The 21225-nt window shown below is 41.3% G+C and carries 19 protein-coding genes; 15 read left to right on the top strand and 4 right to left on the bottom strand.

The features are described from left to right. Window positions 1-362: 362 nt before the first annotated feature. The 3 genes from groL to ACTRWE_RS13055 all read right to left on the bottom strand — a co-directional run bounded on the left by groL (window position 363) and on the right by ACTRWE_RS13055 (window position 2935). Complete coding sequence (gene groL, locus ACTRWE_RS13065; protein WP_013466037.1) at window positions 363-2009, bottom strand: chaperonin GroEL; 1647 nt, start codon at window positions 2007-2009, stop codon at window positions 363-365. A 49-nt stretch (window positions 2010-2058) separates the two neighbouring features. Beyond that, complete coding sequence (locus tag ACTRWE_RS13060) at window positions 2059-2346, bottom strand: co-chaperone GroES (RefSeq protein WP_008113511.1); 288 nt, start codon at window positions 2344-2346, stop codon at window positions 2059-2061. Window positions 2347-2455: 109 nt separating this feature from the next. Further along, window positions 2456-2935: an FxsA family protein gene (locus tag ACTRWE_RS13055; RefSeq protein WP_064664113.1), complete on the bottom strand. Its 480-nt coding sequence runs from the start codon at window positions 2933-2935 to the stop codon at window positions 2456-2458. Between the two features lie 240 nt (window positions 2936-3175). Between ACTRWE_RS13055 and cutA the strand changes: the two genes are divergently transcribed. The 15 genes from cutA (at window position 3176) to ACTRWE_RS12980 (ending at window position 18687) form a co-directional block, all read left to right on the top strand. Then, window positions 3176-3496, top strand: a complete 321-nt coding sequence (gene cutA, locus ACTRWE_RS13050; protein WP_013466035.1) for a divalent-cation tolerance protein CutA — start codon at window positions 3176-3178, stop codon at window positions 3494-3496. Next, window positions 3496-5301, top strand: coding sequence for a protein-disulfide reductase DsbD (locus ACTRWE_RS13045; protein ID WP_350607571.1), 1806 nt, complete (start codon window positions 3496-3498; stop codon window positions 5299-5301). The genes cutA and ACTRWE_RS13045 overlap by 1 nt, the downstream gene beginning before the upstream one ends. 230 nt (window positions 5302-5531) lie before the next feature. Beyond that, complete coding sequence (aroQ, locus tag ACTRWE_RS13040; protein WP_013466033.1) at window positions 5532-5984, top strand: type II 3-dehydroquinate dehydratase; 453 nt, start codon at window positions 5532-5534, stop codon at window positions 5982-5984. A gap of 33 nt (window positions 5985-6017) precedes the next feature. Further along, a complete protein-coding gene (gene accB / locus ACTRWE_RS13035; RefSeq protein WP_024601932.1) occupies window positions 6018-6479 on the top strand; it encodes an acetyl-CoA carboxylase biotin carboxyl carrier protein in 462 nt (153 codons plus the stop codon). Window positions 6480-6505: 26 nt separating this feature from the next. Further along, on the top strand, window positions 6506-7846 hold the full coding sequence (gene accC, locus ACTRWE_RS13030; RefSeq protein WP_013466031.1) for an acetyl-CoA carboxylase biotin carboxylase subunit: 1341 nt from the start codon (window positions 6506-6508) through the stop codon (window positions 7844-7846). Between the two features lie 126 nt (window positions 7847-7972). After that, entirely contained in the window at window positions 7973-8440 is a 468-nt protein-coding gene (gene tsaE / locus ACTRWE_RS13025; RefSeq protein ID WP_013466030.1) for a tRNA (adenosine(37)-N6)-threonylcarbamoyltransferase complex ATPase subunit type 1 TsaE, read from the top strand. 28 nt (window positions 8441-8468) lie between these two features. Further along, entirely contained in the window at window positions 8469-9812 is a 1344-nt protein-coding gene (locus tag ACTRWE_RS13020) for an N-acetylmuramoyl-L-alanine amidase (RefSeq protein ID WP_024601933.1), read from the top strand. Window positions 9813-9841: 29 nt separating this feature from the next. Continuing rightward, window positions 9842-11668, top strand: a complete 1827-nt coding sequence (mutL, locus tag ACTRWE_RS13015) for a DNA mismatch repair endonuclease MutL (protein WP_138765205.1) — start codon at window positions 9842-9844, stop codon at window positions 11666-11668. 10 nt (window positions 11669-11678) lie between these two features. Beyond that, window positions 11679-12596, top strand: a complete 918-nt coding sequence (gene miaA, locus ACTRWE_RS13010) for a tRNA (adenosine(37)-N6)-dimethylallyltransferase MiaA (protein WP_462880127.1) — start codon at window positions 11679-11681, stop codon at window positions 12594-12596. 81 nt (window positions 12597-12677) lie between these two features. Next, window positions 12678-12941, top strand: a complete 264-nt coding sequence (gene hfq / locus ACTRWE_RS13005) for an RNA chaperone Hfq (RefSeq protein ID WP_013466026.1) — start codon at window positions 12678-12680, stop codon at window positions 12939-12941. A 16-nt stretch (window positions 12942-12957) separates the two neighbouring features. Beyond that, a complete protein-coding gene (gene hflX / locus ACTRWE_RS13000) occupies window positions 12958-14247 on the top strand; it encodes a ribosome rescue GTPase HflX (protein ID WP_138765203.1) in 1290 nt (429 codons plus the stop codon). Between the two features lie 100 nt (window positions 14248-14347). Further along, window positions 14348-15517: an FtsH protease activity modulator HflK gene (gene hflK / locus ACTRWE_RS12995; RefSeq protein WP_138765202.1), complete on the top strand. Its 1170-nt coding sequence runs from the start codon at window positions 14348-14350 to the stop codon at window positions 15515-15517. Window positions 15518-15522: 5 nt separating this feature from the next. Continuing rightward, entirely contained in the window at window positions 15523-16401 is an 879-nt protein-coding gene (gene hflC / locus ACTRWE_RS12990; RefSeq protein ID WP_013466023.1) for a protease modulator HflC, read from the top strand. Window positions 16402-16610: 209 nt separating this feature from the next. Further along, a complete protein-coding gene (locus ACTRWE_RS12985; RefSeq protein WP_024601937.1) occupies window positions 16611-17924 on the top strand; it encodes an adenylosuccinate synthase in 1314 nt (437 codons plus the stop codon). Between the two features lie 124 nt (window positions 17925-18048). Then, the gene (locus ACTRWE_RS12980) at window positions 18049-18687 is read left to right on the top strand and encodes a tetratricopeptide repeat protein (RefSeq protein ID WP_054202658.1); all 639 of its coding nucleotides are present in this window, start codon (window positions 18049-18051) and stop codon (window positions 18685-18687) included. 132 nt (window positions 18688-18819) lie between these two features. Here ACTRWE_RS12980 and ACTRWE_RS12975 read toward each other — a convergent pair whose 3' ends face one another. After that, window positions 18820-20679: a cation:proton antiporter gene (locus ACTRWE_RS12975; RefSeq protein WP_013466020.1), complete on the bottom strand. Its 1860-nt coding sequence runs from the start codon at window positions 20677-20679 to the stop codon at window positions 18820-18822. Between the last annotated feature and the right edge of the window lie 546 nt (window positions 20680-21225).

The raw sequence follows: 21225 nt of genomic DNA, 5'->3' as shown, positions 1-21225 counted from the left end.
AAACGCGTTCAGAAGTAACCTTATAAAGGTTGCATCCTCAGCTTTTGAAGCGAAACTACTTAACAACAGAGCGCCCAAAAGGCATGCGATGAATTACCTTCTCGCTACTCTTCAGGGGGTAAACCTGAAACTCTGAAATTGTTTGTTTCCGTAATGCCGATGACTGATGTCTCGGTGACTTGTTTTCCAATCGTAAAGTCACGATTGCGCGACCTTATCACTCAGATAAGTCCGGCATTCGGTTTTACCCCCGAATACCGGAGTCGACTACTAGTTTTGCAGGTTGGGAAAGTGAGTGCTATAGTTAGCACTCACTCTGAGCTAGTCCTGCTAGGCTAGTGACCTACGCGACTCTCGTCGCACTACATCATGCCGCCCATACCACCCATGCCGCCCATGCCGCCCATATCAGGAGCGCCCGCTTCTTCTTTAGGAATTTCAGCGACCATTGCTTCTGTGGTGATCATTAGACCGGCAATCGATCCTGCAAATTGTAATGCAGAACGGGTTACTTTCGTTGGATCTAGGATACCCATTTCAATCATGTCGTTGTATTCGCCAGTGGCTGCGTTGTAACCGTAGTTACCTTCACCGCCTTTCACTGCGTTAATAACAACAGATGCTTCGTCGCCTGCGTTTGTAACGATTTGACGAAGTGGTGCTTCCATCGCGCGAAGTGCCACTTTAATACCGTGGTTTTGGTCTTCGTTATCGCCTAGTAAGTCTGCTAATTTGCTAGCAGCACGCACTAATGCAACACCACCACCTGGTACTACGCCTTCTTCAACCGCTGCGCGAGTTGCATGTAATGCATCTTCAACACGATCTTTTTTCTCTTTCATTTCAATTTCAGTAGCGGCACCTACTTTGATTACTGCAACACCGCCAGCTAATTTAGCCATGCGCTCCTGTAGCTTTTCTTTATCGTAGTCTGAAGTCGCTTCTTCAATTTGTGCTTTGATTTGTGCAACACGGCCGTTAATGCCGTCTTCTTCACCAGCACCATCAATGATTGTTGTGTCATCTTTAGTGATTACTACGCGTTTAGCAGTCCCTAAGTCTTCAACTGTTGCTTTTTCAAGCTCAAGGCCGATTTCTTCAGAAATCACAGTACCGCCAGTTAAAACCGCGATATCTTGTAGCATTGCTTTACGACGATCGCCAAAACCAGGTGCTTTAACCGCTGATACTTTTACAATACCACGCATGTTATTAACTACCAGTGTCGCTAACGCTTCACCTTCAAGGTCTTCTGCGATGATTAGTAGAGGTTTACTTGCTTTAGCAACTGCTTCTAATGTTGGTAATAGTTCACGGATGTTAGATATTTTTTTATCTACAAGTAAGATAAATGGGTTATCTAGTTCAACTGCGCCTTTTTCAGCGTTGTTGATAAAGTAAGGAGATAAGTAACCACGGTCAAACTGCATGCCTTCTACAACATCTAGCTCGTTTTCCAGTGATTGACCTTCTTCAACCGTGATAACACCTGTGTTACGGCCTACTTTTTCCATTGCATCAGCAATGATTTCACCAATTTCTTTATCAGAGTTAGCTGAAATAGTACCTACTTGTGCAATCGCTTTAGTATCAGCACATGGAACAGAAAGCGCTTTAAGTTCTGCAACTGCAGCAATGATTGCTTTATCAATACCGCGCTTAAGATCCATTGGGTTCATACCCGCAGCAACCGCTTTAAGACCTTCGTTTACAATAGACTGAGCAAGCACAGTTGCGGTAGTGGTACCGTCACCAGCAGCATCATTTGCTTTAGACGCTACTTCTTTAACCATTTGTGCGCCCATATTTTCAAACTTGTCTTCAAGTTCGATTTCTTTTGCTACAGATACACCATCTTTGGTGATCACAGGAGAGCCAAATGATTTGTCTAATACAACGTTACGACCTTTAGGGCCTAATGTCACTTTTACTGCATTTGCTAGAATATTTACGCCAGTTAGCATTTTTGCACGTGCGTCGCCTGCAAACAGTACTTCTTTTGCTGCCATGTTTAATTTCCTCTAAATTCTTAAAATGTGTGTTAAACGAAAAGTAGGTTTAGCCTACAATGCCTAAAATATTGTCTTCACGCATGATCAGGTACTCTTGACCTTCGATCTTTTCTGTTTTTTCAACATATGAGCCAAATAACACAGTGTCACCGGCTTTCACTTCTAATGCTCGAACGTCACCGTTTTCTAAAACGCGACCATTACCTACGGCAACAACTTCTCCGCGAGTTGATTTTTCAGCTGCAGAGCCAGTTAATACAATACCGCCAGCAGACTTGGTTTCTTCTTCTAGACGCTTGATGATTACGCGATCTTGTAAAGGACGAATGTTCATGTTTTTAGTTCTCCTAACAGTTTCTGAACAGTACAGAAAAAAGTGTATCTAATTTGCTTTCATTAATGGGGGTGGAGTGAAAAATTCCAAGAGAAAAAATGATAAATTTTTAATCTTTTCGCTCGTATTCACCATCTATGGTCTTAGGGCGGTTTTCATCTTGCTCGTGATGCATTGATTGATGAGTTTGCGAAAACCCTGAAGTGCCAGTTTGATGCATGCTGGCGCTCATTCTTACAGTTGCTTGACTAGCAAGTCCTGCAGCTAATTTGTTACGAATAGCAGGGGTAAGGAGTAGTAAGCCAAATACATCTGTCATAATGCCGGGTGTTAATAAAAGTACCCCTGCAATAATTACGCAAATACCGGTAAACAATTCTTTAGCAGGCATTTGCCCTTGAGCCATTTGCACTTGTACGTTTTGTAGTGCGCCCATTCCTTGCTGTTTCACCATTTTCGCACCCACAATCGCGGTTAGTACTACCAAAGCGATTGTTGCGAAGCCACCTATCACGTCACTAACCTGAATTAGTAAGGCAATTTCAATAATAGGGATGATGATAAACAGCAAAAATAAAATTCTAAACATAAGACTCTCTAAAAAAATGACACTTATTAAGGTGCTAATGAAATATAAGTGAGGGTTGTCGGGTCTATTTTCAAGCTAATAAGAGTAAGTAATAAACGTTAATGTTAGTAAAGTTATAGGTAGCGGGTCTAAATCAATTTACTGCAAAGACCCAAAATGCAGACAGAGTTCGTGTCTACACATTATACCCGCTATCAGCTACTATGGGGCTAGACCCCCGTAAACAAGTAAAGGTTCACTATGACAACGCAATTTAAACTTATTTTTACCACTTGCAAAGATAACGATGAAGCCCGTTTATTGGCTATGGCGCTAATTGAAAAGAAACTAGCCGCTTGTGTAAATATTTTACCGGCCATGACTTCTATTTACATATGGGAAGGTGAAGTAGCTGAAGCAACTGAAGTAAAGCTGCTAATTAAAACTAAGGCTGACAAAATGAACGATGTATTTTTAACCTTAAAAGATCTTCACAGCTACGAAGTACCAGAAATACAAGTTGTTGATGTGGCAACGGGTAACTTGGCTTACTTTAATTGGATGGACGAGGTGCTTCATTAATGCGCTTTATTTTATTTTTTTTATTAAGCGTATTAATGGCGCCTGCTTGGGCAGCACAAAATACCCTTGATGATTTTCTAAAACCGACTCAGCACACATTTTTACCGGTAAATGAAGCGTTTGTATTTGATTTTGACCAGCAAGGAAGTACGTTATTTATTGGTTGGGATATCGCTGATGACTATTACCTATATAAAGATAAAATAGAAATTATTGCCAAAGGTGCCAGCATTGACGTGCCTGAGTTGGGCGCTGGTGAAATAATTGAAGATGAATTTTTTGGCAAAACTGAGGTGTTTTTTAATTCTCTTAGCGTTATCAGCAAACTAAGTAATGTGAGTGAAGATGGCGTTGTGAAGGTGCGTTATCAAGGCTGTGCAAAAGCAGGGCTGTGTTATCCACCTGAAATCATCAGCATTCCATTAAGTGTACTGGCAAGTGAAACTAATACTAATGACAATACCGCAGCAAGCAGTGCATTTGCAGCACTTAGCCAATCTGCAGAAAAACCAGCAACTGCATCAACACCTGATAAAGAACTCACATTTACAGAGCAGTTAGCCAGCCAAAGCTTAATGGTTAACTTAGCTATTTTCTTTGCCGTGGGTGTAGGTTTGGCATTTACACCGTGTGTATTTCCGATGTTCCCTATTTTATCTAGCTTAATTGCGGGTCAAAAGAACCTATCTACCAAAAAAGCATTTGCCCTATCATTTGTTTATATTCAAGGCATGGCGGTTACCTATGCAGCATTAGGGCTTGTGGTTGCTGCGTTAGGCGGGCAAGTGCAAGGCTATTTACAGCATCCATATGTATTAATTAGCTTTAGCTTATTATTTGTACTGCTGGCTATGTCGATGTTTGGTTGGTACGAAATAAAGTTACCCAGCGGCATGATGAACAAGCTAACCCAAGTGAGCAACAATCAAAAAGGCGGTAACTATATTGGGGTGTTCTTGATGGGGGTTTTATCAGGGCTTATTGCATCTCCTTGCACTACAGCGCCTTTATCAGCCGCATTATTATTTGTGGCACAAAGCGGCGATTACCTAGTAGGCGGGCTAACACTTTACGTACTGAGTTTAGGTATGGGGCTACCGCTGTTATTATTAGGTACATCGGGAGGTAAGCTATTACCGAAAGCTGGCGGCTGGATGGAACAAGTTAAAACCTTATTTGGTTTTATTATGTTAGTTGTGCCACTTATTTTGCTAGAGCGCATTATAGATATTGAAATTATTATGCTTATGGCAGGCTTATTAGCTATCGCCACAGCGCTTTATTTCCATTATTGGCAAAGCGCCCAAACTCAAGGCAAATTAAAAACCTTATTGTGGTTTATGGCTGTTTTATTAATGCTTACTGGCTTTAATTTAACCAAAAACTATTTTTGGCCAACACAAGCCGTGAGTTTACAAACAACCTCGCAAAGCAATGAGTTTAAACACGTTGCCAATTTAGCCGAGCTTAAACAAGCCGTATCACAAGCAAATAGCGAAGGGCGCATGGTTATGGTGGACTTATACGCTGACTGGTGTGTAGCGTGTAAAGAGTTTGAGCATTACACCTTTCCCGACCCGCAAGTACAAAGTGAGTTTAGCCATTACCAACTGATTCAAATTGACTTAACCCAAAGCGATAATGAAACAATTGAGCTAATGGAAGCATATTCAGTGTTTGGTTTACCGAGTATTTTATTCTTCAATACTCAAGGTGAAGAGCTAAGTGCACAACGTGTTACTGGCTTTTTAAATGCGGATGATTTCGCTAAGCACCTTGCTGCAGTGCGTGCCAGCGCTGAATAACCATTCTATATGGCACAACATGATTGTTAATGTTGTGCCATTATTCCCCCCTCAAGATTCGTCCCCAAAATAGAGATTAGACCAGTATTTTGCTGCTATTTACTTCGAAATCACTATAATAGTTGGTTAACGTGAGAAATTGTTGCTATCTTACTTTTTTCAGCTTACTTTTTAGTGAAAAATTAGTTAGTAACCGCTTAACTCATTACTTATAGGATATATCGCGTATTATGGCTGCAAAATTAAAGATTTTAGTTATAAATGGCCCAAATTTAAACATGCTAGGAAAGCGTGAGCCCGATAAGTACGGTTCGCACTCTTTAGAGCATATTATGAGCGAGTTAAACAGCGCTGCTAATAGTTTAGATGTGGCGTTAACGCATTTTCAAAGTAATAGTGAGCAAGCGCTCATTGAACGCATTCATGATGCTTGGCAAGCGGTTGATTACATAATAATTAACCCTGCAGCATTTACGCACACAAGCGTCGCATTACGTGATGCATTGCTAAGCGTTGATATTCCGTTTTTTGAAGTGCACTTAAGTAATGTGCATGCACGTGAAACGTTTCGCCATCATTCTTATTTTTCTGATGTGGCGCAAGGCGTTATTTGTGGATTAGGTGCAATGGGCTATCACGCTGCTTTACATGCAGCGGTGAGCCGATTGCAAAACTCAAACTAAATTTAAACTAACAAACTAATAGGCGGGTCGTTTATGGATATTCGCAAGATCAAAAAACTAATTGAATTAGTAGAAGAATCAGGTATTGCAGAACTAGAAATCACTGAAGGTGAAGAATCAGTACGTATTAACCGTAACAACATGAGTGCCGGTCCTGCATACGCGCAATTTGCTCCACAGCAATATGCTCCAGCACCCGCTCCTGCGGCTGCACCAGCAGCACCTGTAGCAGAGTCTGAAGCACCAGCGGCAGGTCCTACAGGACACCAAGTTAAATCACCTATGGTAGGTTCTTTTTACGCAGCAGCTTCTCCAGAAGCGCCAGCATATGTTGAAGTCGGTTCACAGGTTAAAGTTGGCGACACATTATGTATCGTTGAAGCAATGAAAATGATGAACCAAATTGAGTCAGATAAAGCCGGTACAGTAAAAGCTATTTTAGTAGAAAACGGCGAGCCAGTAGAATTTGATCAACCTTTATTCATCATTGAATAATAGCGCAACGTAAAAGGCCAACTCTCATGTTAGATAAAGTAGTCATTGCAAACCGAGGTGAAATTGCACTTCGTATATTGCGCGCCTGCAAAGAGCTTGGGATCAAAACGGTTGCTGTGCATTCAACGGCGGATCGCGATCTTAAGCACGTATTACTAGCAGATGAAACCATCTGTATTGGTAAACCAGCAGCAACTGAAAGTTACTTAGACATTCCACGCATTATTGCCGCAGCTGAAATAACTGATGCGGTCGCTATTCACCCAGGTTATGGTTTTCTTGCTGAAAATGCCGACTTTGCCGACCAAGTTGAGCAAAGTGGCTTTGTATTTATTGGTCCTCGCGGCGACACTATTCGCCTAATGGGCGACAAAGTATCAGCTATCGAAGCGATGCGTAAAGCCGGTGTTCCATGTGTGCCAGGTTCTGATGGTCCGGTATCGGATGATAAAGAACGCAACATGCAAATTGCTAAGCGTATTGGTTACCCGGTAATTATTAAAGCAGCTGGTGGCGGTGGTGGTCGTGGTATGCGTGTTGTACGCAACGAAGCTGAGTTAATCAACTCGATTGCGCTTACGCAGCAAGAAGCTAAGCAGTTCTTTGGCAACAGCATGGTTTACATGGAAAAATTCCTTGAAAACCCACGCCACATTGAAGTGCAAGTATTGGCCGATGGTCAAGGTAACGCGGTTCATCTAGGTGAGCGTGATTGTTCAATGCAACGTCGCCACCAAAAAGTAGTGGAAGAGGCGCCAGCACCAGGGATTACTGCAGAAGTACGTAAGTTCATTGGTGAGCGTTGTACACGTGCGTGTATCGAAATTGGTTATCGTGGTGCAGGTACGTTTGAGTTTTTATACGAAAACGGCGAGTTTTACTTCATTGAAATGAATACCCGTATTCAGGTTGAACACCCAGTGACTGAAATGGTTACCGGTGTGGATTTAATCAAAGAGCAGCTAAAAATTGCCGCTGGTCAGCCATTATCATTCACTCAAGACGACGTTGTTATTCGTGGCCACGCTATTGAGTGTCGTATAAATGCTGAAGACCCTGAAACCTTTATTCCATCACCAGGTAAAATCACTCGCTTTCATCCAGCTGGTGGTTTAGGTATTCGTTGGGACAGCCATATTTATGCTGATTACACGGTACCGCCACATTACGATTCTATGATTGGTAAGCTGATCACTTACGGTGAAAACCGTGATGTTGCTATTGCTCGCGCTCGTAATGCATTGAATGAGTTGGTAATCGACGGTATTAAAACGAATACGCCATTGCATAAACGCATTCTTGCAGATGAAAACTTCAAAAACGGTGGTACAAATATCCACTACCTTGAGAAGAAATTAGGGCTGTAAAGTCTATGCTAATTAAAAACCGGCTCAGGCCGGTTTTTTTATCTTTAAAAAAGAGGCAGTATCACCTTAAATAAATAATCTGGTATGATTAACAAATATGCGCTTTTCGTAAATTTTGAGGTAATCATGTCGTGTAGTTTTGATTTTCATTTAGTCGATGAAAATGCCACTGTTGCTATGGGTAATAAATTAGCTGCCATAATAGAACAGGGCGCAGTTATTTATTTGCATGGTGATTTGGGGGCCGGTAAAACGACATTTACTCGCGGTATAGTGCAAGGTTTTGGTCATACAGGTAAGGTTAAAAGTCCCACTTATACACTTGTTGAACCTTACGAGCTTGTGCGTGGCAATGTCTATCATTTTGACTTATACCGATTAGGTGACCCAGAAGAGCTTGAATTTATGGGAATTCGTGATTATTTTTCAGAAACGGCAACTTGTATTGTTGAGTGGCCGGAAAAAGGCGGAGAATTTATTCCTGTTCCCGATCTAAATGCTACGCTAAGTTATGTAGGTGATGAGCGTAAAATTGTTATTAACAGTGCGAGTGAGCGTGGTGTAGCAATTGTCGAAAAACTAAATAATAGATAATAAAATAGTTAAGGCAGTGATTATCAAAATGAGTCGTGGTTTAGTTAAACTTTTTATTTACCTCATGGTTTTTACAGTGAGCTTGCCATTGTGGGCGCAAAACACTATTAATAGTGTGCGTGTCTGGCCATCCCCTGATAGCACCCGGGTGGTGTTTGATCTCGACGATAAACCCGATTTCAGCTACTTTATGCTAAAAAATCCAAGCCGTTTAGTGGTTGATTTAGAAAACACTGATGAGTTGAAAACATTGCCAGGTGTGCCACCAAAACACCAAATTGTTAGTAAGTTACGTTACTCGAAACCTAAAAATAAACACAGCGTGCGTTTAGTGTTTGAATTAAATGGGCCAGTTAAACCGGTTATATTTGCATTAGCTCCCACAGGCCCTTATAAAAATAGATTGGTGGTCGATTTATACGATAAAAGCCAAGCTAAAGGTGCAATTACCCCTGCGCAAACGGCGGCTAAAAAACGCCAATTAAGCCAAGAGCGCGATATTGTAATTGCTATTGATGCAGGGCATGGCGGTGAAGACCCTGGCTCCATTGGCCCGTCAGGCACTTACGAAAAAGACATTACACTGCAAATTGCCAAGCGTTTAGAGCGGATGATTGATGCTGAGCGAGGCATGATTTCGCGTATGGTTCGCAGTGGCGATTACTTTGTAAAACTCAATACACGGACTAACCGCGCACGTCAGAAAAAAGCAGACTTTTTTGTTTCTATTCATGCAGATGCGTTTACCAGCCCTGGGCCAAATGGTGCTTCTGTATGGGTGTTGTCGCTGCGACGTGCCAATTCAGAAATTGGTAAATGGATTGAGGATAAAGAAAAACACTCTGAGTTACTTGGCGGTGCTGCCGATGTAATTAAAGATGCTGCAAATGAAAAGTACTTAGCGCAAGCCTTGCTTGATATGTCGATGGATCACTCCATGAAAACCGGCTTAAACGTGGCTGAGGAAGTAGTTAAAGAGCTACGAAAGGTGGCTAAACTTCATAAAAAAGAGCCGCAACATGCCAGCCTTGCAGTATTAAAGTCGCCAGATATTCCGTCTATTTTGGTTGAAACTGGGTTTATCTCTAATCCACGTGAAGAGCGACTGCTTAAAAGTGCCAATCATCAAGAGCGCTTAGCTAAAGCCATGTTTACCTCAATTAAAAATTACTATTTACGTAACCCGCCTGACGACTCACTGTTTGCGTCATTAAAGTCTCAATACCCAACAAAACATAAAGTACGTCCTGGTGAGTCACTGAGCATGTTGGCAGGTCGATATGGCGTGAGTATCAGTAAAATAAAACAAGTTAATAAGCTCAGTTCAAATACGCTATTTATTGGTCAGGAACTTGATATTCCTCAGAGTTAATTTTAAAAGCGCACACATTTAAGGTTGTTATGAGTATTGAAATATTACCTGCGCGCTTAGCAAACCAAATTGCGGCGGGTGAAGTTGTTGAGCGTCCCGCATCGGTGGTTAAAGAGTTAGTAGAAAACAGCCTTGATGCAGGCGCGACACGTATTCAAATAGATATTGAACGCGGGGGCCACAAGTTAATTCGTATTCGCGACAATGGAGCGGGTATTGCAAAGGATGAGCTCACATTAGCGCTCTCTCGCCATGCAACCAGTAAACTAAAGTCCTTAGACGACCTAGAAAATATTTGTTCTCTTGGTTTTAGGGGGGAAGCCTTAGCATCTATTAGTTCGGTATCTCGCTTAACCTTAAGCTCTAAACCGGAAAATCAAGAAGCTGCGTGGCAAGCCTTTGCACAAGGCCGAGATATGGCCGTAGAGGTAAAGCCGGTTGCTCACCCTAGCGGTACCACAATTGAAGTTAAAGATTTATTTTTTAACACCCCAGCGAGACGTAAGTTTTTACGCACTGAAAAAACCGAATTTAGTCATATTGATGAGCTTATTAAGCGTATTGCGCTGAGCCGTTTTGATGTATCAATTACATTAACCCATAATGAAAAAGTGGTGCGCCAGTATCGCGCTAAAGCTGATCCCGCTCAAGCGATTACACGAGTCGCACAAGTGGCGGGTAAAGCGTTTGCTGAGCAAGGATTGCATATTCAATCGGGTGAGACTGGGTTGCAACTACACGGTTGGGTATTGCCAGTTGGATCGGCTAATACTACTCAGTATACCTATGTAAATAATCGTATGATGCGCGACAAACTTATTCTGCATGCTATTCGTCAAGCATTTGAAGAGGTCAGTGGCGAGCAAGAACTTCCCGGATTTGTGATTTACATTGATATAGACCCACGCCAAGTGGATGTTAACGTGCACCCGGCAAAGCATGAGGTACGTTTTCATCAAGGTCGTTTGGTACATGACTTTATTTTACAAGCTATCAAACAAGTTGTGGTGCCACTTCAAGCTGAGTTTGTTAATTCGCCAGCCGCTCACACGCATCAATCACCGGTTACATCGTTTAACCAAGAACACACGACCAATAGTGAACTTTTTGATTATCCTAAGTCGTCATTACAACCAAGTCATTCGCCATCTACAAGTAATGCCTCTTATAGTGGCAGTCGTCAAGGTGCGGGTAGACAGGTGCGTATTGAAAGCCAAAATTACCATGATGTGAATGCGTTTTATCAGGGCGTGAATGAGCAACAAGCGCAGCACTTTGATACTGCGGCAGCATTTGTACAATCTAATGAGACGCAAGTATCAGATACAGCACTGCGCACTGTCGATATAATAAGCATTGAAAAGGGCGTTTGCGTGTTCAATAATGAAAATCAACTTTATTGTTCACACTTTAAATACACATTAGCGGATGATTGGCATACACAAATAAAAGAGCACGGCAGCCTTGAAGGTAAAGCACTTCTATTGCCTGTGCGTGTTAACGTATCAAAACAAGACACGGCGCTTCTTGCTGCTCAGCAGTCTTGGTTTACCTTACTAGGTTTTGAGTTATTAATAGAAAAGCAGTTTATTATGGTAAAGAAGCTGCCTACAAGTCTGTACTTATTAGATGTAAGTGCTGCAATAGGTGCATTGCTTGAGGGATGTAAGGCTCAGTTAGCAAGTATTGATGAATGGCTACAATGGCAGGTAAATATAATTCCCGCACGGTTCTATGCGAGCAATGTCTTTTTAGAGCAGCAAGCGCGCTTACAAAATAATCCGCAAACAATTGAACGCTTGCGAGAAAAAGCAGTTAAAATAGATCTAAACTCTTATCTAACGCAATTTAATTAAGGTATTCGTGTTGAGTAATTTACCGGTCATATTTTTAATGGGCCCAACCGCTGCTGGTAAAACAGCATTGGCAATTTCACTGTGTGAGTATTTAAATACTGAGATTATTAGCGTTGATTCTGCGCTTGTTTATAAAGGTATGGATATTGGTACGGCTAAGCCTGATGCCGACGAATTAGCTCGTGCCCCACATCATTTAATTGACTTACTTGATCCGAGTGAAACGTATTCGGTTGCTGATTTTAGACGTGATGCTATAGAAAAAATTGATAAATTTCATCAACAAGGTAAAGTGCCTGTATTGGTTGGAGGTACAATGATGTACTTCAAAGCGCTAATTGATGGGTTGTCGCCATTACCTGAGGCCGATGCAAACGTTAGAGCTGAGCTTGAAGTACAGGCGAAACAGTACGGTTGGCCACATTTATATCAAGAGCTGGTTAAAGTTGATCCGCAAGCCGCACAAAAGATGAGTGAAAATGATTCGCAGCGAATTAATCGTGCTTTGGAAGTTTACCGTATAACAGGTAAAACGATGACTGAATTGCAAAAGCAAAAGCAGCCAGCATTACCCTATACTTTTCATCAATTTGCAATTGCACCCGATGATCGCAGTGAATTACATCATCGAATTGAAGAAAGGTTTAAAATAATGATTGAACAGGGGTTTGAAAAAGAAGTTTCGACCCTATATCTACGTGAGGATTTACATCCCAATATGCCTTCTATTCGTTGTGTAGGTTATAGACAGATGTGGGATTACCTTGCGGGTGAAATTGATCATGATGAAATGATTTTTCGCGGCATTGCAGCCACACGTCAATTGGCTAAACGCCAATTAACGTGGTTAAGAAGCTGGCCTGATGTTACATGGTTAACAACAGGTGATGAAGAAAACTTGCATCGTGTAGTAAGTTCGCTAAGCTAGTAGTAGTTGGACAAAATTTATCTTTGTTAAATCAGTTCAGCCACTTAATTATAATAACACCTAGAACGAAGGAATAATAACATGGCAAAAGGCCAATCGTTACAAGACCCATTTTTAAATGCACTACGCCGTGAGCGCATTCCAGTATCAATTTTTTTGGTAAATGGCATAAAATTACAAGGTAAAATTCAGTCATTTGACCAATTTGTAATTTTACTGGAAAACACTGTTAACCAAATGGTGTATAAACATGCAATTTCTACAGTTGTACCTGCACGCGCAGTCAACTTCCAAGGTGTTCAGGGAAATGAAGACACTGAAGAACCTGAAGCTGGAAACTTTTAAATTAGGAGCGTAATGCTTGTTTGACCGCTATGAATCTGGCGAACAGGCAATTTTAGTCCATATCGACTTACCTAAAGAGGGGGATCGTGAAGATCTCCACGAATTAGAAATGTTGGTATCTTCTGCTGGTGTTAGTAGTTTGGCGGTTGTGCAAGGCAGCCGTCAAGCACCACATCCGAAGCTATTTGTCGGTACCGGCAAAGCAGAAGAAATAGCTGAAATTGTCAAAATCCACAATGCCGATGTTGTCATTTTTAACCATCAGTTAAGTCCGTCTCAAGAACGTAATTTAGAGCGTGTTTGCCAATGTCGGGTGCTTGATAGAACCACACTTATCCTTGATATTTTTGCTCAGCGCGCACGTACTCACGAAGGTAAACTTCAAGTTGAGTTAGCGCAGCTTCGTCATATGTCGACTCGTTTAATCCGAGGTTGGACCCACCTTGAACGCCAAAAAGGCGGTATTGGTTTACGTGGTCCTGGTGAAACGCAGTTAGAAACCGATCGACGTTTATTACGTGCACGTATTAAAAATATACGCGCCCGTTTGGCTAAAGTTGGCGTACAACGTGAGCAAGGTAGACGAGCACGTACTCGTAATGAGATCCCAACGGTTTCTTTAGTGGGTTATACTAATGCGGGTAAATCAACCTTATTTAACCGTATTACAAATTCTGATGTGTATGCCGCTGATCAGTTGTTTGCAACACTAGACCCAACCTTACGCAAATTAGATATTGGCGATGTTGGTTCGGTTATTTTAGCGGATACTGTAGGGTTTATTCGCCACTTACCGCATGACTTAGTGGCTGCATTTAAAGCAACGCTGACAGAAACGCGAGAGGCTGATTTACAATTACACGTGATAGATGTAGCCGACCCTCGTCGAAAAGAAAATATTGAACAGGTACAAGAAGTACTCAAAGAAATTGAAGCTGATGATGTACCGCAATTACTTGTATACAACAAAATTGATGCGCTGGATGATGTAACCCCACGTATTGATCGCGATGACGAAGGCCAACCTATAAGGATATGGTTATCAGCAAAAACAGGTGAAGGTTGCGAGCTGCTAAGTGAGGCTATTAGTGACCTACTAGCTAAAAAGATGTTGAGTGAAACTTTAATACTGGCTCCTCAGTATGGACGTTTAAGAGCATCTTTATTTAACTTAAGTGCAGTACATAACGAACGTTTTGATGAGCAAGGTAATTGGTTGCTAGATGTGCGATTACCTATGATTGAGTGGAATCGTTTGATTAAAGATTTTGGCCCAGAGATTGAAAGTTTTATTAGCTGCGACTAAAAACTGAAAGATTAATGTCGGTTTTAGTATAAGAAATGCATAAGATTTGTTAGATTTAACACAATTTCCGAATTTATTTAGATAACAATGGAGTATAGCTATGGCCTGGAATGAACCGGGTAATAATGGCAATGACAAAGATCCGTGGAATAACAAAGGCGGACGTGATCAAGGCCCACCTGATTTAGACGAGGTGTTCCGTAAATTCAGTAACAAGTTTAACGGCTTATTTGGCGGTAGAAAATCCGGCAATGGTAGCGGCGGTGGACTTGGCGGAGCCGGTATTTCATTTGTACTTATTATCGCTGCAATTGTATGGGCGTTAAGCGGTATTTATACGGTGAAAGAAGCTGAGCGCGGCGTCGTTCTTCAATTTGGTAAGTTTGACCGAATTGCAGATCCTGGCTTGCGTTGGAAAATGACCTTTGTTGAAACGGTTATTCCAGTCGATATCGAAGCTGTTCGCTCGTTATCAGCATCAGGCTTTATGCTAACCGAAGATGAAAACGTAGTAAGCGTTGAATTTGAAGTGCAGTATCGAGTAATCGACCCTTACTTATACAAGTTTAGTGTCACTAACGCTGACAGCAGCCTTGAAGAAGCATTAGATAGTGCGCTGCGTTATGTTGTTGGCCATTCAAAAATGGACCAAGTACTGACTAACGGCCGTGAAGTTGTACGTCAAAATACTTGGGATGAGCTAAATCAAATCATCGAACCTTATAACTTAGGTTTAATCGTAACTGACGTTAACTTCAAGGACTCTCGTCCACCAATGGAAGTTAAAGATGCGTTTGATGATGCAATTGCGGCCCAAGAGGATCAGCAACGCTTTATTCGTGAAGCCGAAGCGTATGCCCGTGAAATTGAACCGCGTGCGCGTGGTCAGGTGACTCGTATGACGCAAGAAGCTGAAGGTTACCAAGAACGTATTACTTTAGAAGCGCAAGGTGAAGTGGCTCGTTTTGAGAAATTACTTCCAGAATACCAAGCAGCTAAAGAAGTAACACGCGAGCGTTTATACATAGACGCAATGCAAGAAGTATTAGGTAATAGCTCTAAAATATTGGTTGACGTTAAGGGCGGTAACAACATGATGTATTTACCACTTGATAAAATCATGGAAAAACAGGGTTCATCAACACGCGTTGCTTTACCTAGCTCAAGCGATATTAACGATTTACGTAACAAGGTAAATACGTCACGTAACAGCACTGTTAATAGTGGTAATGATCGCTTTAACAATGATCGCTTCAACGACGGGAGATAAGCATAATGAAAAACTTTAGTTTAGTAATCCTATTAGCTGCCATTGTAATGTGTTTCTCGTCAGTATTTGTGGTTTCTGAAGGCCAAAAGGCGATTGTACTTTTATTTAGTAAAGTACAAAAAGACAGCGATGATCAAGCGGTAGTTTATGGTCCAGGTCTACATCTAAAAGTGCCATTTTTTAGCCAAGTGCGCCGCATTGATGCGCGTATTCAAACGCTAGATGGCACACCGGATCGCTTTGTAACTAGCGAGAAAAAAGACTTAATTGTTGATTCGTTTGTAAAATGGCGTGTTAACGACTTTAGCTCTTTTTACCTGCGTGCACGTGGTGATAAGCAATACGCTGAAACACTGCTTAAGCAAAAAGTAAATAATGGCCTACGTACTAACTTTGGTACGCGTACTATTCGTGAAATTGTATCGGGTGAACGTAGCGAGCTGATGGAAGAAGCGTTAGTACAAGCCTCTGAAAGTGCTAGTGAGCTGGGTATTGAAGTACTTGATGTACGTGTTAAGCAAATTAACTTACCTCAAGAGGTGAGTAGCTCTATTTACCAACGTATGCGTGCTGAGCGTACTGCCGTTGCTAAAGAGCACCGCTCTGAAGGTCAGGAAAAAGCAGAAACGATTCGTGCAGGTGTTGACCGCCGTGTAACAGTAATGCTTGCTGATGCAGAACGTAATGCGCGTTCTGTTCGTGGTCAAGGCGATGCTGATGCTGCTGCGATTTACGCTAGTGCTTATAATAAAGACCCTGAGTTCTTTAGCTTTGTTCGCTCTTTAGAAGCTTACAAGCAAACTTTCAAAGGAAAGCAAGACGTGATGGTGTTATCACCGGATAGCGACTTCTTCCAATACATGAAAGGTGCGAAAGCTCAGTAATCACAGCTTTAGTTAAATTTAAAAAGCCCTGCAATTGCAGGGCTTTTTGTTATCTGAATTTTAATCTTATAAATCACTGTTATTTATGTGATTATTAGCTAAACACTGATGTTTACTAAGGGCACGAGGAAAAAATAAGCTAAACGGGGTGAACTTTGCTTTAGTTTTCTGGTAAAATCTCGTCCTAATTTTCTCTAAGTGAATTTGCAATGGGTAAAAACGTTGTTGTACTAGGCACCCAATGGGGTGACGAAGGTAAGGGTAAGGTAGTTGACCTCCTTACAGATAAAGCATCTTTAGTAGTTCGTTATCAAGGTGGTCATAACGCTGGCCATACCTTAGTGATCGACGGTGAAAAGACAGTTCTACACCTTATTCCATCGGGTGTATTACGTGACAATGTTAAATGTGTGATTGGTAATGGTGTTGTTTTATCACCAGAAGCGCTAATGAAAGAAATTGGCATGCTTGAAGAGCGTGGCGTACCAGTACGCGAACGTCTTTTAATCAGTGAAGCATGTCCGCTAATATTGCCTTTCCATGTTGCATTAGATGTAGCTCGCGAAACAGCGCGTGGCGATAAACCAATCGGTACAACGGGTCGTGGTATCGGTCCAGCGTATGAAGATAAAGTAGCACGTCGTGGTTTACGTGTTGGCGATTTATTCAATCCTGAATTATTCGCTACTAAGTTAAAAGAAGTATTGGAATACCACAACTTCACATTAGTGAACTACTACAAAGTAGATGCAGTAGATTTTCAAAAAACGTTTGATGACGCAATGGCTGTTGCTGACATCTTAAAAGCAATGGTAGTTGATGTAACTGAGCTTTTAGATCAAACGCGTAAAGCCGGTGACAACATCTTATTTGAAGGTGCACAAGGTACATTACTTGATATCGATCACGGTACTTATCCTTATGTTACATCTTCAAACACTACTGCTGGTGGCGTTGCTACAGGTGCGGGTTTTGGCCCATTACACCTTGATTATGTACTAGGTATCATTAAAGCGTACACAACACGTGTAGGTTCAGGTCCTTTTCCTACAGAGCTTTACGATGGCCTTGAAAAACAAGACCCAGTAGGTAAGCATTTAGGTGACAAAGGTCATGAGTTTGGTGCTACTACTGGTCGTTTACGTCGTACTGGCTGGTTAGATGCAGTGGCTATGCGCCGTGCAGTTCAAATTAACAGCATTTCAGGTTTTTGTTTAACTAAACTTGACGTTCTAGACGGTTTAGAAACACTTAAAATCTGTACTGGTTATAAGCTTGAAGATGGTACTGTGACTAACGTTACGCCATTAGCGGCTGAAGGTTACGATAAAGTAACACCAGTATACGAAGAAATGCCTGGTTGGTCTGAAAATACCGTGGGTGTAACATCGCTTGAAGGTTTACCTAAAGCAGCAATTGATTACATTAAACGTATTGAAGAAATCACGGGCGTCCCTGTTGATATTATCTCTACAGGTCCAGATCGTGTTGAAACCATGATACTTCGTAGCCCATTTGCATAATTGGGTTTATGTTGAAAAGAAGCTGCCATGTGCAGCTTTTTTTATGCCTATAAAAAAGCACACCTATTAATAGTGGAACGATCTTTGTATATTATTTGGTAAGTTTATTTTTAAAGTGGTTAATATGCGTTTATCTTCTCGTTGCTCAGTGTGGTCATTATCACTACTTACACTTTCTTTATTTAATATAAGCAATAGCTTAGCTGAAGAAAGCCCTGCAGCTGTGCCGCTGTATACCGAATCTGAGTTAATAGCTTTAATTAATGAGAACACTCATCTAGCCCGCGTGAAGGCAGATAATTGCCAGTTAGTGCAAGATATAGAAGCACGAGCCAATAAAATGGCATTGCCGTCGTATCAATTTTTATACGGTGATATGCTCGCCTACAAGGTGTGTGTTGAACGTGATGTAGCTTTGGGTGTGTATTACATGAAAAAAGCGGCTGAGCAGGGCTTAGCGGCTGCATTAGAGCAACTAGGTCGCTACTACGACGTTGGGCAGTTAGTACAAAAAGACAAAACAATGGCAATCACCTACTTACGTGAGGCCTCAGCGCAAGGTAACTTAAAAGCGCAACTACGATTAGTGGGCTTGTTTAATCAAGGCTATGGTAGTCCAAGAGACTTTGAAGATGCTTATCGTTGGCTGTTTAACACCACGGTAGCCGATAAAGCGACACATAAAAAAATAGAGCGAGCATTAACTAAACTTGCTGAAAAAATGCCAGCTAGTGTCGTTACCCGCGCGCGCTTACCAATGTAACCTAAACTCTAGCTAGAGAAAATAAACCTAATTATGACTATGATTTAATATGTTAGTAAATCTTTTAATCAGAGTTCAGGTTTGTAAATAAAAAAGCGAGAGTGCTTTTTTAGCACTCTCGCTTTTTAGTTATTACTCGTCTTTTTTATTGTCTTTGGCTTTGTTATTGGCCGGATCTTTTAATAGCGATATTTTAGGCGGTTGCAATGCAACTACTCGTTCACCCTCTTGTGGTGGCTTTTCCATATCACTGGTAAAAGGCCTCATTTTCACTGGTGCGTCTTCATCACTGTCTTTATCCCCTTTGAGAATAAACAGTGGGATCGCTTCAGGATTCATTTCTAAATACTGCTGCCAGCTAAACTCTTCAGATATACGTGTTGCACTCACTTTACCGCCTTTGGCAATAACACTGCTTAAGCGTGCATATGCGCCGTTCTCACCAAACAGAATTTGTCGTGATAAAAACGTCGCACTGTCTTTATTTGCTTTGGCGTGCGAAGAAGAGGAACGTAGTGAAAATACATTTTTTTCATTTAATAAATGAGAGAAGTACTGCACCCCTAATGCGTTGTGGTGGCGATTAGGTGAAAGCGCTAAAACACTGCGAATCGTGGTTAAAGGTAAATAACGTTCAGCATGCTCCGATTGCGGGTTACCGTAATAACAAGGCAGGCCATCCATACGCGCCATTCTACAGTTCTCCCAAGCAGGATCTGATAGATGAACAGGAATATTTTGCTCTTTTAAGCCACGTGCAATTGCACGCGATACATGGTTTGCACCAATGATTAAAATAGTATTAGGGGATGGTTGACGCACTCCAAGTAGTTTCGCAACAGGGATAGCCGTTAAGCTTTGCAGTACCACAGTAACAATAATAACAGTAAATATGAGTGGCACCATTTTTTCGGCATCGGCCACTCCCGCTTCCATCATACTCAGCGCAAATACTGAACCAACAGCTGCTGCAACAATACCGCGAGGTGCAATCCAAGCAAGTACTAGGCGCGATTTCATCGGTAAGTCTGTACCAAAGGTTGAAATAGCAATACACAATGGGCGGGCGATAAATAGCACAATAGCTAAAAATATAAATACGTCGCTGTCGAGCATCATTAAATCAGAGAGTTGTAGTCTTGCGGCCAATAAAATAAATAAAGTCGAGATTAAAATCATCGACAAATCTTCTTTAAACTCGAGTACCGAATCTATTTCCAAGTCATCTTGATTAGCTAACCAAATGCCAAACACCGTCACAGCCAGTAAGCCTGACTCATGGCTTATGTGGTTTGAAATAGAAAAGCTAATTAACACTAACGCTAAAATACCAAACTTATGTAGCTCAAATGGCAGCCATTCTCGGCGCATTAGTTGCGTCGTGATCCAACCCGAAACCACACCAATACTTAAACCAACGCCAACGGTTTTAACCAGTGCAACGATAGTGTGGCTAAGTACTTCACCCTGACCAACCAGCATTACGGCTTCAAACACTAGTACTGCAAATAAAGCGCCAATGGGGTCTATTACTATGCCTTCCCAGCGTAAAATACGATCGATATCCTGGGTAGGTCGCATCGAGTTAAGTAATGGAGCAATAACGGTTGGCCCCGTAACAACAAGCACTGCGCCAAGTACTGCAGCAACTCGCCAATTTAACTCGAGTAACCAATAGGCGCTAAAACTAATAACAATACAAGTTGTAAGCATACCAATAGAGCAGAGATTTCTGACGACTTTACTGATCCCTTTAAGTTCTCGAAAATGTAAGGTTAAGGACCCTTCAAATAAAATCACAGCGACACTCAAAGAGACCACAGGGAAAAGTAAATCACCTAATAATGCATCAGGGTCTAATACGCCACTAAATGGCCCTAATAAAAGCCCTGTAAGCAATAAAAACAGAATAGCGGGTACTCTAAACGCCCAAGCGACCCATTGGGCTAACACTGAACACAGTGCAATACCGGCTATATAAATTGCTGACATAGAGTAAAAACTCCTTAATTTTAATAATGTTTAAAAGTATAACGGTTACCAACCAGTAATACAGTGGGTATACACGTGTAAATTAAATTTAGCTAATAAATAATGTTTATTTATTTAGTGTTAACGTCTTTTGTGAGAGTGTTATCAAAGTTATAGTCTCTATAATTACTATTTATAGTAGTCTAACTTTATGATATCTATTGCAAAATGTGCATGCCTTGTCTGTTATGACCTATTTAGCTTTAATTTTAGCCTTGATCTAAGCGGCTATTTTAACGTATTATACTTCGTGTTCGAATAATTAGTTATCTAATAAAGTTTGTTGTTTAAGTAAGTAAACGTGTTAGATATAAACATCTGAACTCTCTTAGTGATTGTTTCAGCGATGTTTTATAATGTTCGAGCATAAAATATCATTTACCGAACTCTTTGGTATAGTTTTGCTCAAGGTGTTTATCTGCGTAACGCACATAAATTAAAGTTTGAGTTGAATTATTACCTTTCAATATTTAATCCCCATCGTGGCGGTTAAATCTCGGTCCTTAA

The sequence above is a fragment of the Pseudoalteromonas sp. G5_S1_54_S4 genome (assembly GCF_054968565.1).
This window is presented reverse-complemented; position numbering and strand designations above follow the sequence as displayed.

What these genes read in the sequence shown, in the direction of transcription:
- groL (WP_013466037.1), bottom strand. Translation starts at nt 2,009, where the DNA reads ATGGCAGCAAAAGAAGTACTGTTTGCAGGCGACGCACGTGCAAAAATG.
- cutA (WP_013466035.1), top strand. Translation starts at nt 3,176, where the DNA reads ATGACAACGCAATTTAAACTTATTTTTACCACTTGCAAAGATAACGAT.
- aroQ (WP_013466033.1), top strand. Translation starts at nt 5,532, where the DNA reads ATGGCTGCAAAATTAAAGATTTTAGTTATAAATGGCCCAAATTTAAAC.
- mutL (WP_138765205.1), top strand. Translation starts at nt 9,842, where the DNA reads ATGAGTATTGAAATATTACCTGCGCGCTTAGCAAACCAAATTGCGGCG.
- hfq (WP_013466026.1), top strand. Translation starts at nt 12,678, where the DNA reads ATGGCAAAAGGCCAATCGTTACAAGACCCATTTTTAAATGCACTACGC.
- ACTRWE_RS13045 (WP_350607571.1), top strand. Translation starts at nt 3,496, where the DNA reads ATGCGCTTTATTTTATTTTTTTTATTAAGCGTATTAATGGCGCCTGCT.
- hflC (WP_013466023.1), top strand. Translation starts at nt 15,523, where the DNA reads ATGAAAAACTTTAGTTTAGTAATCCTATTAGCTGCCATTGTAATGTGT.
- ACTRWE_RS12975 (WP_013466020.1), bottom strand. Translation starts at nt 20,679, where the DNA reads ATGTCAGCAATTTATATAGCCGGTATTGCACTGTGTTCAGTGTTAGCC.
- ACTRWE_RS13060 (WP_008113511.1), bottom strand. Translation starts at nt 2,346, where the DNA reads ATGAACATTCGTCCTTTACAAGATCGCGTAATCATCAAGCGTCTAGAA.
- hflK (WP_138765202.1), top strand. Translation starts at nt 14,348, where the DNA reads ATGGCCTGGAATGAACCGGGTAATAATGGCAATGACAAAGATCCGTGG.
- ACTRWE_RS13020 (WP_024601933.1), top strand. Translation starts at nt 8,469, where the DNA reads ATGAGTCGTGGTTTAGTTAAACTTTTTATTTACCTCATGGTTTTTACA.
- accB (WP_024601932.1), top strand. Translation starts at nt 6,018, where the DNA reads ATGGATATTCGCAAGATCAAAAAACTAATTGAATTAGTAGAAGAATCA.
- tsaE (WP_013466030.1), top strand. Translation starts at nt 7,973, where the DNA reads ATGTCGTGTAGTTTTGATTTTCATTTAGTCGATGAAAATGCCACTGTT.
- accC (WP_013466031.1), top strand. Translation starts at nt 6,506, where the DNA reads ATGTTAGATAAAGTAGTCATTGCAAACCGAGGTGAAATTGCACTTCGT.
- ACTRWE_RS12985 (WP_024601937.1), top strand. Translation starts at nt 16,611, where the DNA reads ATGGGTAAAAACGTTGTTGTACTAGGCACCCAATGGGGTGACGAAGGT.
- ACTRWE_RS13055 (WP_064664113.1), bottom strand. Translation starts at nt 2,935, where the DNA reads ATGTTTAGAATTTTATTTTTGCTGTTTATCATCATCCCTATTATTGAA.
- ACTRWE_RS12980 (WP_054202658.1), top strand. Translation starts at nt 18,049, where the DNA reads ATGCGTTTATCTTCTCGTTGCTCAGTGTGGTCATTATCACTACTTACA.